The organism is Synechococcus sp. RC10A2, from assembly GCF_047502605.1.
This window is the reverse complement of record NZ_JANSHP010000006.1, coordinates 48,508-64,557: the sequence shown is the minus strand read 5'-3', so window position 1 is coordinate 64,557 and position 16,050 is coordinate 48,508. Positions and strand designations below refer to the sequence as shown.

Annotated in this window: 16 protein-coding genes; 7 read left to right on the top strand and 9 right to left on the bottom strand. The window is 60.6% G+C overall.

Translation table 11 applies throughout. The features are described 5' to 3' along the window. The first annotated feature begins 57 nt into the window (after positions 1 to 57). A complete protein-coding gene (psb27, locus tag NW848_RS00640) occupies positions 58 to 459 on the top strand; it encodes a photosystem II protein Psb27 (RefSeq protein ID WP_011431570.1) in 402 nt (133 codons plus the stop codon). A gap of 25 nt (positions 460 to 484) precedes the next feature. On the opposite strand, the gene NW848_RS00635 is transcribed toward psb27, so the two are convergent. From NW848_RS00635 to NW848_RS00620, 4 genes are all read right to left on the bottom strand, one after another. Beyond that, the gene (locus NW848_RS00635; protein WP_011431569.1) at positions 485 to 1,255 is read right to left on the bottom strand and encodes a sensor histidine kinase; all 771 of its coding nucleotides are present in this window, start codon (positions 1,253 to 1,255) and stop codon (positions 485 to 487) included. Positions 1,256 to 1,396: 141 nt separating this feature from the next. Continuing rightward, a complete protein-coding gene (gene prmC, locus NW848_RS00630) occupies positions 1,397 to 2,284 on the bottom strand; it encodes a peptide chain release factor N(5)-glutamine methyltransferase (protein ID WP_041438671.1) in 888 nt (295 codons plus the stop codon). An 11-nt stretch (positions 2,285 to 2,295) separates the two neighbouring features. Then, a complete protein-coding gene (locus NW848_RS00625; protein WP_099884443.1) occupies positions 2,296 to 3,165 on the bottom strand; it encodes a Tic22 family protein in 870 nt (289 codons plus the stop codon). A gap of 455 nt (positions 3,166 to 3,620) precedes the next feature. Then, a complete protein-coding gene (locus tag NW848_RS00620) occupies positions 3,621 to 4,817 on the bottom strand; it encodes an ABC transporter ATP-binding protein (RefSeq protein ID WP_011431566.1) in 1,197 nt (398 codons plus the stop codon). 224 nt (positions 4,818 to 5,041) lie between these two features. Here NW848_RS00620 and NW848_RS00615 point away from each other — a divergent pair, with 224 nt between their 5' ends. The 4 genes from NW848_RS00615 to apcD all read left to right on the top strand — a co-directional run bounded on the left by NW848_RS00615 (position 5,042) and on the right by apcD (position 8,862). Next, positions 5,042 to 5,767 carry an SDR family oxidoreductase gene (locus NW848_RS00615; protein ID WP_414402435.1) on the top strand — a complete coding sequence of 242 codons (726 nt, stop codon included), beginning with the start codon at positions 5,042 to 5,044 and terminating at the stop codon, positions 5,765 to 5,767. A 123-nt stretch (positions 5,768 to 5,890) separates the two neighbouring features. Continuing rightward, positions 5,891 to 6,580, top strand: coding sequence for a GTP cyclohydrolase I FolE (gene folE, locus NW848_RS00610; RefSeq protein WP_414402434.1), 690 nt, complete (start codon positions 5,891 to 5,893; stop codon positions 6,578 to 6,580). A 370-nt stretch (positions 6,581 to 6,950) separates the two neighbouring features. Next, positions 6,951 to 8,189 carry a type IV pilus twitching motility protein PilT gene (locus NW848_RS00605; protein WP_414402442.1) on the top strand — a complete coding sequence of 413 codons (1,239 nt, stop codon included), beginning with the start codon at positions 6,951 to 6,953 and terminating at the stop codon, positions 8,187 to 8,189. Between the two features lie 187 nt (positions 8,190 to 8,376). Beyond that, on the top strand, positions 8,377 to 8,862 hold the full coding sequence (gene apcD, locus NW848_RS00600) for an allophycocyanin subunit alpha-B (RefSeq protein WP_011431562.1): 486 nt from the start codon (positions 8,377 to 8,379) through the stop codon (positions 8,860 to 8,862). A 66-nt stretch (positions 8,863 to 8,928) separates the two neighbouring features. Here apcD and NW848_RS00595 read toward each other — a convergent pair whose 3' ends face one another. Continuing rightward, entirely contained in the window at positions 8,929 to 9,609 is a 681-nt protein-coding gene (locus NW848_RS00595) for a HEAT repeat domain-containing protein (protein ID WP_099812700.1), read from the bottom strand. 88 nt (positions 9,610 to 9,697) lie between these two features. On the opposite strand from NW848_RS00595, the gene rpsO reads away from it, so the two are divergent. Together rpsO and NW848_RS00585 are read left to right on the top strand one after the other, a co-directional pair. Beyond that, positions 9,698 to 9,973: a 30S ribosomal protein S15 gene (gene rpsO, locus NW848_RS00590; protein ID WP_011431560.1), complete on the top strand. Its 276-nt coding sequence runs from the start codon at positions 9,698 to 9,700 to the stop codon at positions 9,971 to 9,973. Positions 9,974 to 10,008: 35 nt separating this feature from the next. Beyond that, complete coding sequence (locus tag NW848_RS00585) at positions 10,009 to 10,443, top strand: PAM68 family protein (RefSeq protein WP_011431559.1); 435 nt, start codon at positions 10,009 to 10,011, stop codon at positions 10,441 to 10,443. 24 nt (positions 10,444 to 10,467) lie between these two features. Here NW848_RS00585 and NW848_RS00580 read toward each other — a convergent pair whose 3' ends face one another. From NW848_RS00580 to NW848_RS00565, 4 genes are all read right to left on the bottom strand, one after another. Further along, positions 10,468 to 11,670 carry a carbohydrate ABC transporter permease gene (locus NW848_RS00580; RefSeq protein WP_228375370.1) on the bottom strand — a complete coding sequence of 401 codons (1,203 nt, stop codon included), beginning with the start codon at positions 11,668 to 11,670 and terminating at the stop codon, positions 10,468 to 10,470. 101 nt (positions 11,671 to 11,771) lie between these two features. Further along, entirely contained in the window at positions 11,772 to 13,124 is a 1,353-nt protein-coding gene (locus NW848_RS00575) for an ABC transporter substrate-binding protein (protein WP_414510347.1), read from the bottom strand. A gap of 150 nt (positions 13,125 to 13,274) precedes the next feature. Beyond that, a complete protein-coding gene (locus tag NW848_RS00570; RefSeq protein ID WP_414402432.1) occupies positions 13,275 to 14,915 on the bottom strand; it encodes an ABC transporter permease in 1,641 nt (546 codons plus the stop codon). Positions 14,916 to 14,976: 61 nt separating this feature from the next. Beyond that, complete coding sequence (locus NW848_RS00565; RefSeq protein WP_414402431.1) at positions 14,977 to 15,981, bottom strand: ABC transporter substrate-binding protein; 1,005 nt, start codon at positions 15,979 to 15,981, stop codon at positions 14,977 to 14,979. Positions 15,982 to 16,050 lie beyond the last annotated feature (69 nt).

Here is a 16,050-nt window from a genome sequence, read left to right as displayed (position 1 = left end):
TCTTCCGGTGTCGCTGTGACTTATGCTTAAAGATAAGTTACATTGGGCAACCTTCCGATGCTGAAACCTTTTTTTCTACGTTTTCTCGGCCTGCTCCTCTCGGTCACCCTGATGCTGGGCTGGGCGACCGCAAGCGCTCAGGCGGCCCGCCTCACCGGCAAGTACTACGAAGACAGCATGACCCTGATCCAAACCCTGCGCACCGTTCTCTCGGAAGCGGATCCCGTGATGAATCCAGAGGAGGCGCAGGTGGAAGCGATGGAGGCCATTCAAGAATTTGCAGGGCGCTACCATGGCCATCGCTACGACAAGCTGCAATCCTTTACGACTCTGCGCACCGTGTTCAACACCGTGGCCTCCCACTACCGCACCTCCAAGCGGCCTCTTGACCCAGAGAAGGTGGAGCGGGTGCTGATGCAACTGGATCGCGCTGAGCTGGCCTTGCGCCGCGAAGGTTAAGCTTTTCAGATCTCCCAGATCCAAATCACTGGGCGAGGCGCAGGATTACCTTGATGACAACCCGGTGGAGGCTGCTTTCGCCAAGCTCCAGATCGCCCCCCATTTCTCTCAGGAGCCGTTCGCTCACCCGCCAAGCAGCGCAACCCTTTGTTTGGATGGGCACATGGCACCGCCCTTCCAGATTCCACTCCAGGCACAGGCGCCCCTCCGCTGCTGCGATGGGATAGAGGTGTAGAGCCATCGAACCATAGCGTAGGGTGCGAATACCCCAGCGACACACCCCCAGCAGAGCCTGCACCAAACCGTGGGGATCCGCCCAAACCATAAGGCTGTCCGGGAGGGCGGGCAGCTCAGAGGCAGAAGGCGGTTGTAGGATCGGCCATTCGTAGCGAATGCCCTGATCCTGGGCCTGTAGGCGAGTTAGGCTGTACACATCCTGAAGGAGGGGACGGAGTCGGGTCGGCTTCGGTTGCAAGGGTTGAATGGGCAGGTCGTGGCGGGCCAGGCGGCTGTACTCCTCGAGCAACTGGATCAGGCGCTCCACCGCTTCTTTGGCACTTTGAAGGTACTCCCGCTCTTCTTCGCGGGAATCGCACAGATCGGACAGCACCAACTGCAGGGATCCCATCTGGCTGCTGAGGGGGTTGCGCAGCTCGTGGCCAATGCTGACGAGCAGCTCCTGCTGAAAGGCGCGCATCACCTCCGAGCGCTCAAACGCAAACTGCCAATCCACCGCCTCTTGCCTGACGGCAGCAGCGGCCTGCTGGGAGGGAGGATCGGGTTTTGCTGCGGGCAAGGGTTTCCTCCAGAGGTACTTCGGACAAAAGGTAGGAGATCCCGTTGATGTTCGAAGCAGGGCGTTCGGATGGAGAGCCTTGGGTTTTAGCTAGTTTGACAACGGCGCGCTCCTGGATCCTACCTTTTTCTTCCCAACTTTCTAGCCGACGAAGTGGGCGCTGACCACCCGCTCAATTCCGGCCAAATCCCGGTGGACTTGGATCTGCTGATAGCCGCCTCTGGCCTGCAACTGCTCCGCCACCCAAGGGGCTTGGCCTTGCATCACCTCCACCGCCCAAAAGGAGTTGGGGGCCAAGTAATCCGGTGCTTTTTGAATCAAAAGCCGCAAGTGCACCAGCCCATCTTCCCCGCCATCGAGGGCCTGTCGTGGCTCGTGCAGCCGTACCTCGGGCATGAGGTAGGCCAGCTCCCCGGTGGGGATATAGGGCGGGTTGGAAACCAGGCCACGCAGCCGACCTCGCCAGGGATCCAAAGGCGCAAACCAGGATCCCTGTAACAGCTTCACCCGTTCCTGCAGATGATAGTCCGCCACATTGGCTGCCGCAACGGCCAAAGCCTCTGGGCTCACGTCCACCGCTAGAAGCTGCAACTGGGGATGCCCCTGGGCCAAAGCGATGGCAATGGCCCCGCTGCCGGTGCCCAGGTCGGCAAAAGGGGATCCCGGCGGCAGCAGGTTAGACTGCAACCAAAGGGAGGCTTGCTCCACCAGCAGCTCGGTCTCCGGGCGCGGGATCAACACCGCTGGCGTTACCCGCAAGCTCAAACCTGCCCACTCTACCCTTCCCAGCAGGTACTGCAGGGGGATGCGCTCTGTCAGCCGGCGCCGCCACAGCTCCTCTACCTCCGCCAGCGGATCCCCCTGCAGCGTCGGGGGCCGACCCAGCAAGCGCTCCAACGATCCCCAGCCCAGCCGTTCCCTAAGCAGAAGTTCCACCTCCTGAGGAGGGATGCCGGCGGCTTGCGCCGCCTGCAGAGCCTGGGCACGCCAGGCCAGCAATTGCTGCACCAGCGCAGAGGGGGATCCCATCAGGAGCTAGGTCAACGCCGCTGAGGCTGGGGAGTGGCAGAGCGAATTAACGATTGCACGTACTCCAGCGACGCGCGCGGCGGAATGAAAGCGATCTTCTGCACATCCTCCTGGGCGTCAGGGGCTAACATGCGCTCCACCACGATGGCCAGGGAAGTGACCTCGATCTGGGTTTTGCCGACCACCTCGGGGTTCTGCGCCGCCGCCCGGTCTAAAGCCCCCTTCAGGTCGTTGCGGTCGAAGAAGAAAGGCACCACCTCCTGGCCATCCTGCTCGATGGTCAGCAACCCCTCTCCCGAGCGGCCATAGAACAGCGGCACGCCGATCACTTCCGGCGGCACCTCCTGACCCGTTTCTTTCAGCACTTGCTTGGCCGCCTCCACATCAGCAGCCCGAGGCACCACCTCAAAGTACAGATTGCTATTCTTGGCCCGCTCTTCTTCCGACTTTTCGTAGGCGTAGCCCAAGGGAATGGGCACCACCTGGGCTTGCTGGCCCACCTCAGGGTTCTTGGCTTTCACCTGATCCAACGCTTGCTGGGCTTGGTTCTGATCCAGCCAGAAAGAAGCCACCTGGATGGTGCGACCCTCCCGCTCTACGTTAGCGACCACAGGGGTGCCGTTCTGAGACACAATGGCAAAAACCGGCACCAGATTCAGCCGCTCCGCCACTTCTTGACGACTCATGGGGGCTGCCACTGCCTGAGTCGAGAGGGGCCCCCCTTGAGCAAAAGTAGGAACTCCCCCCCAGATCACCCCCGCCAACCCCAGCAGGAGGGTGCTGCGAACTGCCGCTACGAACGCGGCCCGCCCGCCTGCCTGAGCTCTACGGCGGCAGAGGGATCCCAAAAGCGGCACTGCATTACCGCGCATCATTTTCATCTCTACTCCTGGCATCACGCCTTGTCTTCGTTGCTATTGGGTCAGATCCCTGAAACACTAACCGACGACCTCTGCCCAAGAGGAGCTGACCAAGCTCACCTTGCTCAACACAGCTCAGGCTGGCCATGCGGCGCACTCTTGGGACTTTGGGGACAGCGCCTGGCGAAGCTGGCCCTTGCTGACACTACGCCCCTCTACCCTTTTTGACGAGCGCCCCCTGGGCCACCCTAGAAGGCAAGGTTAAAGCATTTGCTCAACCCCTGTCGAGGGGTAAAGCCCTCGTTTTGGGTGGGGATCCCGCATCACCTCCTACTATATACGGAGTCTAACAAAGCGGATCCACACCAAATACAGATAGCCCCTCCATCCTCTGGCTGTAGAGTCTGGGCTGAGAAGGCAGGATCCTGGGAACGCGGCAGCGGCGTGGGGCGCCTGGGCTGAGGGCAAAGATCCCATCAGGCAAAGCTCTTGCTTCCCGATCCCGCTACTGACTGAGGTTCCGAAATGGGAAACAGACGGCCCTGCTCGACGGTAACTTGAACCCGCGTGCCCACCGGCAAAGCTTCCCGCGCCAGGGCGTGCAATTGCTTGCCCGTCTCTGTAACCAGACAATAGCGATACTCTCGCCCCAGAAACTGTCGATCCCGAATGGTAACTCTCCCCTGGGGATTGGGATGCAGACGTAACTCCTCCTGCCGGATCATCAGCTCTCCCTGGCGCAGATGGGGATCGGGCTGATCCCTCAAAGCCTGAAATGGGATGTGCAGCAGCCCCTCAGCTTGCCAACCGAACTCCCGCCGCTCACAGCGAAGAAAGTTGGCCTGGGCGATGAATTCCGCCACAAAGCGGGTAGCCGGCTCCCGATAGACTTCCTCCGGGGATCCCCATTGCTCAATACGCCCTTCCCGCATCACCGCCACCCAATCGGAAAGGCAGAGAGCCTCCTCTTGGTCGTGGGTAACGAAAATGGCCGAGGTCTGGGTTTGCTTGAGGATTTTGCGGATTTCTTCCCGCAAGTAGTAGCGCACCTGCACATCCAAGTTGCTCAACGGCTCATCCAAAAGGATTAGGCTGGGCTTGGGGGCCAGAGCTCGGGCCAGGGCCACCCGCTGCTGCTGCCCGCCTGAAAGTTCATGAGGATAGCGGTGGGCGTAGTCCTCTAGACCCACCAACCGCAACACCTCGTCAGCCCGTTCCCGCGCCTGTTGGGCAGCGCCTCCCACCTCAGCCGAGGAGGAGCGACTGCCGCCCCCCGCTGCCGACGCGAACAGGGCAGTGGGCCGGAGGCCAAACATCACATTGGCCAACACATCCAAGTGGGGAAACAGGGCAAAATCCTGAAACACCAGCCCCACCCCCCGCCGCTCCGGTGGGATCCACTGCCCCTCCCCGGCCACCACTCGCCCCCCCAGCAGGATCCGCCCGCTGTCTGGCTGCTCAAAGCCGGCAATGGTGCGCAATAAAGTGGTCTTCCCACAGCCCGATGGGCCGACAATCCCCAGAATGTCTCCCTGGGGCAGGCGAAACGCCACTTCCTGCAAAACCAACTGCCGCTGGCCGGGAAACCCCTTGCTGATGTGCTCAACCTCAAGAATGTAGGGAGAGTCCGTCCGGGCAGCGGTGGACGTCGAGGAAATCAAAAACTCGGCCATGATCGTTGTTGCAAAAGATTTTCACTATCTTTACCAGACTACCATACCTCAGATCCTTCCCGGCCCGACGCCAGTCAGCTAGAGGGCGGCGGAGAGGGATCGATGCCAGTCTTTCCTGTTTGCTTGGAGGGGCAGGCAGGAATTAGTGTTACACTGGGTTAACGAAGTTTCCCAGGCTCTGGTGGCGCTTATTCTCGACGGCGCATCCCAGAGTTTTATTGTGGATGAGTTTTGAGACCCAGTTTCCCGAACGTGCCCTGATTACGGGGGCCAGTCGAGGGATCGGCAAAGCAGTGGCCCTAGCCCTAGCTCGGCAGGGGGTGGCAGTTGCTCTGGTGGCCCGTTCCCATCCCGATTTGCTGGGGGTACAGGCGGAGATCCAGGCAAAGGGAGGAAAGGCGGAGGTTTTTCCCATCGACTTGGCCGACTTAAGAGCCCTGCCGCAGCGGTTGCAGGCTCTCCTGGATCAATTTGGTGTTTGTGATGTCTTGGTCAATAACGCCGGCATAGCCCATGTCGGGCCTTTGGCCACCTTATCTTTGTCCGATTGGCAGCGGGTGATCGACTTGAACCTGACGGCAGCTTTTCTCTGTGCCCAAGCCGTCCTGCCGGCGATGCGCCGGCAGCGCTGCGGCACGATTGTCAACATTATCTCCATTGCGGGCAAGCGAGCCTTTCCCAATTGGGGGGCTTACTGCGCCAGTAAGTTTGGCCTGCTGGGCTTTTCTCAAGCCCTGGCCGCAGAGGAACGGCAGCATGGCATTCGGGTGATCAGCCTGTGTCCCGGAGCTGTGGATACACCTCTTTGGGATACAGTTCAGGTCGATTTCGACCGTTCCAAAATGCTCTCGCCGGAGTGGGTGGCGGACTTGATTGCCCACATCGTTCGCCTGCCCAAGGGTGCCGTGGTGGAAGATCTGACCCTCATGCCGGCAGCAGGGGCCTTTTAGGCCGGGCTGGAGCTGGCTTTTCCTGTAACGGCCTTTGTGACTGAGCTTTTGAGGAGATCTGCCTGCACCGCCTCCCTCGACAAGTTCCTTCAACCCTTCGTTCAACCCAAGGAATATCCTGCTATGACTCTTGCCAAGCCTGGATCCGGTGCCGAGTTTCGACTCAACGACAAAGCCAACCTGAAGTCTCGCCTTGTCCGAGATCTGTCCCATGCGGCGGGGCAAGGGCCCGAGGGCTCAGAGAGCCTGGATCCGGCGATGGTAGCGGCAGTGGAGACGTTGCTGCGGGGAATTGGGGAGGAGCCGCAGCGGGAGGGCCTCAAGAAAACGCCGGAGCGGGTGGTGGCCGCCCTGAAATTTTTGACCAGCGGCTATCGGCAGTCCCTGGAAGATCTCATCAACGGCGCCATCTTCGACGAGGGCCACGACGAGATGGTGCTGCTGCGGGATATTACTTTGTTCAGCCTCTGCGAGCACCACCTCTTGCCCTTTATCGGCAAGGCCCATGTTGCCTACATCCCCCGCCAAAAGGTGGTGGGCCTGAGCAAGATCGCCCGCATTGTCGAGATGTACTCCCGCCGCCTGCAGGTTCAGGAGCGCCTTACCCGCCAGATCGCGGAAGCTTTGATGACCATGCTGGATCCCTATGGGGTGGGGGTGGTTATCGAGGCTACCCACATGTGCATGGTGATGCGGGGGGTGCAAAAGCCGGGCTCTTGGACGGTCACCAGCTCGATGGTGGGGGTGTTCCAGGAGGATCCCCGCACGCGGGAGGAGTTTTTGAGCCTCATTCGCCACCCGTCCAACCTTTAAGGATGCCGCGGCGCTTTGCCGGCAAGAAAGCTAATCCTCTGCTCTGGCTGGGCATACTAGCTTAAAATCGACGCAGATCCTGCCAGAAGCGAGGCCTGTTATGAGCGAGGTTAGCCCCGAAAATCAATTTCCCACCGACTTAGACTCCGGTTGGAAGCCGCCGACCCCGCCTGTTATCCAGCGCCCCGCGCGTGCGGCCGCGCAAGCGCCCTCGGCAGAACCCCCAACCCAGCTAGATCCGGTGCTGGGCAGGGCTGCTCCTCCCCCTGTCGGGAGCGGATCCCGTCCTGTCCCCAGCGCCCCCAAGCCCATCTTGGGCCGGCCCGTCCCCCCAGATGTGGCCGTCGCCCCCCCGCAGACGCCGGTGCCCATGCCGGGCCCTGCCACTCCCCCGCAGATGTCTCCGCCCCCTCCAGCTCCTGCTGCCCGGCCTCAGGTGTCTCCCCCCAGCCCCAGTTCGGCTGCTCCGCCTTTTGGGCCGCCGGCTCGCCCCACGGCTGCTGGACGGATCCCGGTGGCCGCCGCTGCTCCTAAGTCTGCCCCCGCTGGACCGACGCTGCGCCAACTGGTGCAGGAAGCCTACGAAAAAGGCTACTCGGATATTCACCTGGGGGTGGGAGAGGTGCCCCGTTTCCGGGATCGGGGGCAAATTGTGATAGGCAACTACCCGGTCACCACCACCGAGGTGTTCTATAGCTGGCTGCGGGAAAGCCTGCCGGAGAACCAAATCCGCCAGTTTGAGGAGTGCCTGGAGCTGGATACCGCTATCCAGTACGAGGGCTTGGTGCGCTGCCGGGTTAACTGCTTTGTTTCTCTGCTAGGGCCTGCCATGGTGCTGCGCCTGATCCCGCTCAAGATCTTGACGCTGGAGCAGTTGCGGGCGCCGGAGGTGCTCAAGCGCATTGCCGAGGAGCACAAGGGCCTGGTACTGGTGACAGGCCCCACCGGCTCCGGGAAGTCCACAACCCTGGCGGCGATGGTGGACTACATCAACTCCAACTTTGCTAAGCACATCATCTCGATTGAGGATCCCATCGAGTTCGTCCACCAGAGTAAGAAATCGCTGGTGCGGCAGCGGGAGGTCGGCATCCACACCCTGGAGTTTGCCAACGCCCTCAAGGCTTCGCTGCGGGAAGATCCGGACATCATCCTCATCGGGGAGATGCGGGATCGCGAAACCGTGGATACGGCTCTCAAGGCCGGCCAGACGGGCCACCTGGTGTTTGGAACCCTGCACACCAACAGCGCCGTCCGCACCATCGAGCGTCTCTTGGGGATCTACCGGCCAGAGGAGCAGGAGCCAATGCGTCTGCAACTGGCCGAGACTCTAGTAGCAATTATTGCCCAGACGCTGGTGCGCACCACCGACGGCAAGCGCACCGCTGCCCACGAGATTATGCGCAACACCGATGCCATCCGCGACTACATCAAACGGGGTGCCGTGGACGAGATCGAGGAGCTGATTGCCGACGGCTCCTACGAGGGGATGTGTACCATGAACCAGTCGCTGTTTCGGCTCTACCAAGAGGGGCGCATTACAGAGGAGGTGTGTCTGGAGGCGGCTCCGCGGCGCAACGAGATGGCCCAATGGCTGCGGGGGCGCATCTGAGGTCGCTGCCCCGCAGGGTGGGTGCTTGAGGGAAAGCTCGCCCTATCCTAAACTGAGAGCAAGCGGCAAGGCTGGCTTTCTGGGCCATATTCTCATCTCCTGAGCCGAGCTTTGGCTTGCGGGATGGGTGCCGGATTGGTGAACAAATTGAATTGAAAGCAAGTTAGCAAACAGGAGAATTCCTACCGTGAGCGTGATCAACCAGATCATCGAGACCGCGGACGACCAACTGCGCTATCTCTCCGTCAGCGAACTGCAAGCTATCAAAGATTACATGAGCAGCGGCGAGAAGCGTTTGCAGATCGCTCAGGTGTTAACTGAGAACAAAAAACGCATTATCGATCAGGCGCAGAAGCAGCTATTTGCCAAGCGACCCGAATACATACAACCCGGCGGCAATGCCTACGGCGAAAAGCGCTATAACCAGTGCCTGCGGGACTACGACTGGTATCTCCGCCTGGTGACCTATGGCATCATTGCCGGCAGCAAAGAGCCGATCGAGTCCATCGGCTTGATAGGGGTGCGGGAGATGTACAATGCCCTCAACGTGCCCATTGCCGGTATGATCGATGCGATCGTGTTCTTGAAGGAAGCAGCCCTCAGCCTGCTGGATCCGGACTCCGCCGCCGAGGCTGCCCCCTATTTCGACTACATCATCAATGCCATGAGCTAGCTCGCCTCTCTTGAGGAGGGAGGCCGGTCTGGGCGGTGGAGAGGCAAGCTTTGGTGGTCTTGCTGCCTACAGAGATGCCAGGGCGGTGCGGGCGTGGGCGGCCACCTGCTCTTGGGGATCCTGGGCCAGCCGGGTTAGGCCGGGGCGGGCGGCTTCGGTGCCGAGCTGGGCTAGAGCAATGCAGACGCGGTAGCGCAACTGCCAATCGTCCGAATCGATGAGGGGCTCCAAATGGGGGATGGCCCGCGGATCCCCTAGATCTCCCAGGGCAGCGGCAGCGGCTGTTGTTAGCAGCTCGTCTCCTTCCTGTAAAACCTGCACTAGGGTGTCGAAGGCGGCGGGGTTGCCCAGCTCGCCCAGCGCGGCGACAATGCTAAAGCGCACCAGCCACTCCGTCTCTCGCCGGTAAGCCTCTAGCAGATCGTCTAGGGCCTGTGGCTGCTTCAGATCCCCCAGGGCGGCGGCGGCGGCAGCCCGCACATCGAACTCGGGGTCCTCTCGCAAAAACTGTCGCAGAATCGGCAAAAGGGCAGCCGGGTCGACACCTGCGCCGGAGAGCGTGCCCAATTGGCTAATGGCGGCATAGCGGACGCGGGCATTCTCGTCGGTTACAGCTCGCTGCAACAGCGTCAAGGCTTCGGTCGCGGGGAGCTCTCTGGCCTTGTTGACGGCGCGCAGCCGATCCCCCAAGTTCTGAGAGCTCAACAGCTCCAGCAAGGCCGGCAGATCCCCAGAAGTTGTCGTCATCTCCTTTTCTCCCCCTAACCCGGCTATAGCAAAGGACGAAAAGCCGATGTTATCATTCTGAGGCAGTGCATCCAGTTTTTGTGAACTTATGGCCTTACTGCAGCAAGAGAAGCAGGAGATTATCGAGACCTACCGACTTCACGACACTGACACCGGCTCTGCCGAGGTACAAGTTGCTCTTCTAACCAGCCGTATCAACCAACTCTCGCAGCACCTTCAGAAAAACCCGAAAGATTTCAACTCGCGCCGCGGCCTAATGATGATGATCGGTCGGCGTAAGCGGCTGCTCAACTACATTGCCAAACGTTCTCCCGACCGCTTCCGGGAGCTGGCCGAACGGTTGAACATTCGGGTGAAAAAGTAGGCAGCTAGCTAAATCACTGTCGGAGAGCTACCTTCGTGGGCAAGTCCAGCCGCTATTCCAAAGCCTCCCGCCGCCGCTCCAGCTCTACCCCTGCTCAGGTGGAGACGCAACCGACCCAAAGAGAGCCGGTTGCTGTCATTCCCCCTGAGGTCAGCCGGCGTATGGTGCGGCGGATCTTGGTCTTTTCCGGGATCCCTTCTGGCCTTGGCTTGAGCAGCTTTTTTGTCAATTACTATCTCTTAACCAACCATGTGATAGCCCTGCCCCCCTACTTTACTTTGGTGGAGTCGCTGGCCTTTTTCGGCCTTGGCTTTTTGGGCATTAGCTACGGCGTGTTCTCGGCTTCTTGGGATCCAGAGCCGGGATCCCTGCTGGGGATTGACGAGTTCCGCCGCAACCTAGGCAATGTTTTCAAGCAATGGCGCGAGTTGTCTGACCCTTCTAAGCCGTCGGAAGCTGACGAATCCTAGATTTTGCTCTCTCCCCCAGCCCCGTTATCCCCCATACGTTACATTCCGCTCGGTGGTGCGGAATTGCAGGATCGTCAGGCCCACCACAATTAAGAAGAGCACAATGGATTGGGCGGCTGCCCTGCCCAAATTGCCTGACGATACGCCAATCTTGTAGATCTCGTACATCAACACCGAGGTGGATCCGGAAGGGCCGCCGGCAGTCAGCAAATCAATGGTGCCGAAAATATCGAAAAAGGCGTAGGTCATGTTGGTGATCACCAAAAAGAAGGTGATGGGGGAAAGCAGCGGTAGAGTGATGGAAAAGAAGCGGCGAAGGGCCCCCGCCCCATCGATGGCAGCCGCCTCCTGCAAATCTTTAGGCAGGTTTTGCAGCCCAGCCAGATAAAACAAAATGTTGTAGCCCATTTGCTTCCAAACGCTGGCAAAGATCACCACCCAAGGGGCTAAATTGGGATCGCTCAGCCAGTTCAAACGTGGGATCCCTACTAACCCCAGCAAGTAGTTGGCTACGCCGCCCAAGGGGTTGAAGATAATGAAAAAGATGATACCGGCCACTGCTGGCGAAATGGCGTAGGGCCAGATCAGCAAGATGCGATAGATTGCCGCCCCGCGGATGGGCTGGTAGGCCAGCGTGGCAATCAACAGGGATCCGCTCAGCCCCAACACCACGATGGCCGCCGAAATGGCGAAGGTAATCCCCAGGCTGCGCAGATAGGTGGCATCCGTCAGCAGAGCGGTAAAGTTGTCCACACAGACGAAGCGGCTGCGCGGCGCGCCCACAAAGGTGAGCAGGGTGGAGAGGCGCAGGGTATCCAGCCCTGGATAGTAGAGAAACACCACCAAAATGGCGAAGGTGGGCAACAAGAGCAGCCAGGCCAGCCACCCCTGCTTGAAGATACCCCTCTCTTGGGGAGCTGCACTGGGGATCCCCAGGCGGCGCTCCCGCTCCTTGCGGATCCAGGCCAGCAGCGGCCAGAGGGGGATGGCCATGCCCGCCAGCACCAACCCCACGCCAAAAGCGAGGTCGATGGCCTTGCGCTCCGGCTCAAAGGTGCAAAAATCCAGCGGCACCATGAAGATCAGGGATCCCAACCCTCCTGCCAGCCCCCCCAGAGCCGCCCCCAGCAGCACAGGCCGCTCGATGCGCCGAAAACGGGATCCCACCCAGAGGGCCCCCGACAACCCCGCCAGCAGCGGCAGCAGCACTTGGATCCATTTCCCCATGTTCTCTCTCCCATCCAACCTTGCAAAAGCCAAAAAGGGGCAGGCCGCCGCCCACCCCCCATCCTCAGATTTTGCTTTGCTGTAGCCCAGCTCCTGACCAATTACTGATAGAGGGAGTTGTACTCGGCCAGAAGCCGGTTGGCAGTCTCGTTGGCCCTGGCCATGGCTTGGGCCGGATCCCCGCCCTTGAGCATGAGATCTTCCATGGTCTGGGTTACCACATTGCGAATCTCAGGAAAGGCTCCCAGCAACGCCCCACGGGTGGCAGGAGTGACCTTGGAGTTGTTGATTTGGTCGATAGCAGTGAAGAAGTTGGGGTTTTCCTTGAACCAGCCCTGCGACTCCAGCAAGGCTACCGAGCTTTTGCGAATGGGCAGATAGCCGGTCACTTGGTGCCATTCGGCAGCATTTTCGGTGTTATTCAGCCACAACATGAAGGTCAGCGCCCCCTCTTCCACCTCTTTGGGCAGACCCTTCACCAACCAAAGGCTGGCGCCCCCGATCAAGTTCCCCGTCCAACCCTTGTCGGCGTTGTAGGGCATGCGGGTGGTGACCAGCTCGATGTTGTTCTGCTTGGCGGCGTTGGTGATGTTGGCCGCGTCGGCGCTGCTGGTGATGGCCATGGCGACGGTGCCGGTTTGGATGGCTTGCTCCGTGGCCGCCCAATCGCGCTGCTTGCCGCTGTAGATGTAGTAGCCTTTGTCATACATCCCTTTCCACCAGGTGGCGATAGCCACCGAGGGCTGCGAGTCCAAAAAGACCTGGGTGGCCCGGGCGGCACGGCCATTTTCGTTGTTGGCCAAGAGAGCATCTTGCTGCGCCATCCACTGCTCGTAAAACCAGCCGTGGTTGGGCCAGGTGACGCACCCCTGGGGAGCGTCGGGAAGCGCCATGATCTTCTCACAGGCGGCTTCTAGCTCCTGCCAGGTGGCCGGCGGCTTCTCGATCCCGGCCTTCTTCAAAATGGCGGTGTTGGAGTAGAGGATGGGGCTGGAGCTGTTCCAGGGCATGGAGGTGAACTTGCCATCCAGGGTGTAGTAGCTCACCACCGGCTCGATAAAATCCTCGAAGTTCACCGGGATCCCGTTCACTTCGGTGCGGTTGCCCAGCGCCTCGGCGATGGACTTGAAGTAGCCGAAATCCCGTGCCCGTTGGGTGCCCACCTCAAACCACTGCACCACTGCCGGAGCGGCTTTTTGTTGAATAGCGAGGTCGGTGGCCTGTTGAATTTCTTCGTAGTTGCCGTAGCCCTCAACAGTTACATTGTATTGAGGAAATTGCTTGTTGAACTCTGCCGCCTTTTGACGGGCCCAATCGAGACGGTTATCGGTAAAGGCAATCCAAACTTTGACGTTGGCAGGAGACTGGGCAAAGCTGTCAGCAGCCAGGAAGGCAGCACCAGCGGCAGCCGCCAGGCCGGCCAGAGCAGCCAGGAAAGTCCGACGGGTATTCATAAAATGCAGTCGCATCCACTAAGGGCAGGACTGATACTAGCGCAGCGACATTAAGAGCAGGTTATAAACCGGGGATCCTGAAGGGGCAACCCATCCGTCGCACCACCACCATCGACCCCCATCCGTGAAGGATCTGGTGGGATCCCCTGCTTAAGGCTGCCCAACCTGCCGCCGCAGCGCCTGGATCCCGGCAGCCAAGCCAAAGAGAACGAGTACCAGCAGGGTGCTCAGAGCTGCTGCCTGGTGGGTGTAGCCCCCCTGTTGCAAGCCAAAGATGAGCCACCCAAAGGTTTCTGAGCGGGAGGTGACCAAGAGGGCGGAGAGGGTCAGCTCGGCAAAAGATTGCAAAAACACCAGCAACACCGCTGCTGTCAAGGCCGGTGCCAGCAGGGGCAGCAGGATGTAGCGAAAAGTTTGCAGCAGGGAGGCCCCGTCGATGCTGGCCGCCTCCTCCAGGCTGGTGTCCAGGCTGCGCCAAGCAGCTTGCATCGGTTGCAGCGCCAGGGCCAAGAACCGCCCCAAGTAGGCCATCAGGATCAGCCACAGGGTGCCGTAGAGGCTCAGCCCCGGCAGGGGAGGGGGCAACCACACCAAAATGAGGGACAACGCAAAAATCAGGCCCGGCAGGGCATAGGGCAAGTCCACAATGAAGCTGAGCAGCGCCAGCAGCCGTGCTTTCAGCCGGGTCAGGGCGTAGCCCAAGATCGTCGCCATCCCGCTGCAGAGCAGCGCTGCTCCTCCCGCCAAACCCAAACTGTGCAGCGTGGCGCGGCGGACCCGCTCCAGCTCAAACAGAACCAGCCGGAAATGCTCCAGCGTCAGGTTAGACCAGACCAAGGGCAGGCCATAGGCCCGCAGCAGGGCAGTTGCAGCCATGGCCAGCAAAGGCCCAAGGATGACCAGCAAGGCTGCGGCAAAGAGGATCCCGCTGAGCAGCCAACCCAGCCAGCCCAAGCGATAGGGATCCGGAGGGGCCTCGCCCGGATCCAGCCCCGCCTGAGGCTGCTGTGACCAGGCCAAAAAGAAGAGGGCCGGCAGGCCAAAGAGCAACGCCAGCGCCGCGCTGCGCCCAAACCCATCCCCGCCGAAGTTGATCACCTCTTGGTACAGCAGGGTGGGCAAAGTCAGGTAGCGTCCTGGGATCCCCAGCAAGGCCGGGATCCCGAAATTGCCCCAGGCCCCCAAGAAGGCCAGCGCCGCTGCTGCCGCCACAGAGGGCCGCAACAGGGGCAGCGTGATGAAGAGCCAAACCTGCAGCAGGTTGGCCCCATCCAGTTGGGCCGCCTCCTGAGCTTGCTTGGAGAGCCGGCTCAAGCCCGCCACCAGCGTCAGGTAGGCAATTGGCAGCACAAAAAGAGCCAGCAGCAGGATGATCCCCCCCGGCGTGTAGAGGCTCCACAGGGATCCCTGACCCCCCAAAATCCAGCGCAGCCCCTGCTGCAAATAGCCCACCGGCCCGGCCCATTGGATCCAGGCCAAGGCCAAAACCTGGGGCGGAATCACCAGAGGAGACAAAAAGAGCAGCCGTAGGATCCCGCGGCCCGGCAGATCCGTCTGGGTGGTGAGCACCGCCAGCAGCAGAGCGGCCCCAAGAGCCAGCGCCGCTGAGGCCGCGGACACCCAAAGGCTATGGCGTAGCGCCAGATGGACGCGAGGCGTTTCCAGCAACCAGCGGATGTTCTCACCTTCGCCGCCCAAGGCCCGCTGCAGCAGCCTCCAGAGGGGATAGACGTGGGTCAGAGTCACAAGGGCGGCTACAGCCACCAGCCAGGGGATAATGGGGTGCCTCAACCCTTTGCTCAAGTCCTTCCACCGCAAGACTTGGCCAGCGTCTGGCCAGCTTGATGTCAACCTATTCCCCAAACAACTTGGCAAAGCGAGCCTTGTCGGCCTCGCGGCTCTCGGCCAACTCCGTCGCCGGCACGCTTAAGATCTTCAGCTCGCTCAAGGCGGGGAACCCTTTCGGAGGTGTGACATCCTGCCGCAGTGGCATATAGCCCATCCCTGCAGCAACCTCCTGCCCCTTCTGAGACAGCAAGAAGTCCACAAAAGCCTGGGCAGCTTCCAGGTTGGGCGTTCCTTTTACAATTCCCACCGGCTCTGTAATCAATGGCACACCCTCCTTGGGATAGACCACCTCCACTGGGGATCCCTCGTTGCGGCTGCGAATGGCAAGAAAGTCCACCACCATGCCGTAGCTCTGTTCGCCACTGGCGACGTTGCGGGCGACAGCGCCATTGCCCTGCACCAGCACCGTTTTGTTCTTTTTCAGGGCTTCGTACCACTCCCAGCCCAGGCCGGGGGTGCGTGTGATCACCCCCAAATTGTAGGCGGCAGCACCCGAATAGGTGGGGCTGGGCATCACCAGTTGGCCTTCCGGAACCTGGGCTAGGGCCGCCCAGCTATCCACGGGCTGGGCTTTGGCCGTGTTGTAAACGATCACCGTGGCCAGGATCTTGGTGCCGAAATAGTGGCAGTCTGGATCGTAGTAGGTGGCGGCGATGGCCTTGGCTTCAGGGCTGCAGTAGGGCTCCAGCAAATTGCGGGATTTCAGCAACTCAAAAGTAGGCGCATCGGCCACCAGCAGCACATCAGCCTGGGGACTACCCTTTTCGGCTTCCAGCAAAAAGCGGCTGATCACCTCCTCGGTGCCGGAGCGAAAGATCTCCACCGAAACCTCTGGATAAACTTCCCGAAACGCAGCCACGGTTTTCTGAGCATCTGCATCGGGTTGGGAAGTGTACAAACGCAAGGTGCCGGACGGCTTGGCCCAGGCTGGGTTCAGGGATCCCCACCCAAGGGGCTGGGCAAAAACCAGGCTCCAGAGTACCGCCAACAAAGGTAGAGGACGCTTCATCGTTTTCCCTCGCTTGAGAGCTTGACCTGGACTCCGCTACCAACTTGCCAAAGGCAAAGGCATTTTCGG

Coding starts and splice junctions, on each gene's coding strand:
- psb27 (WP_011431570.1), top strand. CDS start 58: ATGCTGAAACCTTTTTTTCTACGTTTTCTCGGCCTGCTCCTCTCGGTC.
- prmC (WP_041438671.1), bottom strand. CDS start 2,284: ATGGGATCCCCCTCTGCGCTGGTGCAGCAATTGCTGGCCTGGCGTGCC.
- NW848_RS00625 (WP_099884443.1), bottom strand. CDS start 3,165: ATGAAAATGATGCGCGGTAATGCAGTGCCGCTTTTGGGATCCCTCTGC.
- NW848_RS00620 (WP_011431566.1), bottom strand. CDS start 4,817: ATGGCCGAGTTTTTGATTTCCTCGACGTCCACCGCTGCCCGGACGGAC.
- NW848_RS00615 (WP_414402435.1), top strand. CDS start 5,042: ATGAGTTTTGAGACCCAGTTTCCCGAACGTGCCCTGATTACGGGGGCC.
- folE (WP_414402434.1), top strand. CDS start 5,891: ATGACTCTTGCCAAGCCTGGATCCGGTGCCGAGTTTCGACTCAACGAC.
- NW848_RS00605 (WP_414402442.1), top strand. CDS start 6,951: ATGCCGGGCCCTGCCACTCCCCCGCAGATGTCTCCGCCCCCTCCAGCT.
- NW848_RS00595 (WP_099812700.1), bottom strand. CDS start 9,609: ATGACGACAACTTCTGGGGATCTGCCGGCCTTGCTGGAGCTGTTGAGC.
- rpsO (WP_011431560.1), top strand. CDS start 9,698: ATGGCCTTACTGCAGCAAGAGAAGCAGGAGATTATCGAGACCTACCGA.
- NW848_RS00580 (WP_228375370.1), bottom strand. CDS start 11,670: ATGGGGAAATGGATCCAAGTGCTGCTGCCGCTGCTGGCGGGGTTGTCG.
- NW848_RS00575 (WP_414510347.1), bottom strand. CDS start 13,124: ATGAATACCCGTCGGACTTTCCTGGCTGCTCTGGCCGGCCTGGCGGCT.
- NW848_RS00565 (WP_414402431.1), bottom strand. CDS start 15,981: ATGAAGCGTCCTCTACCTTTGTTGGCGGTACTCTGGAGCCTGGTTTTT.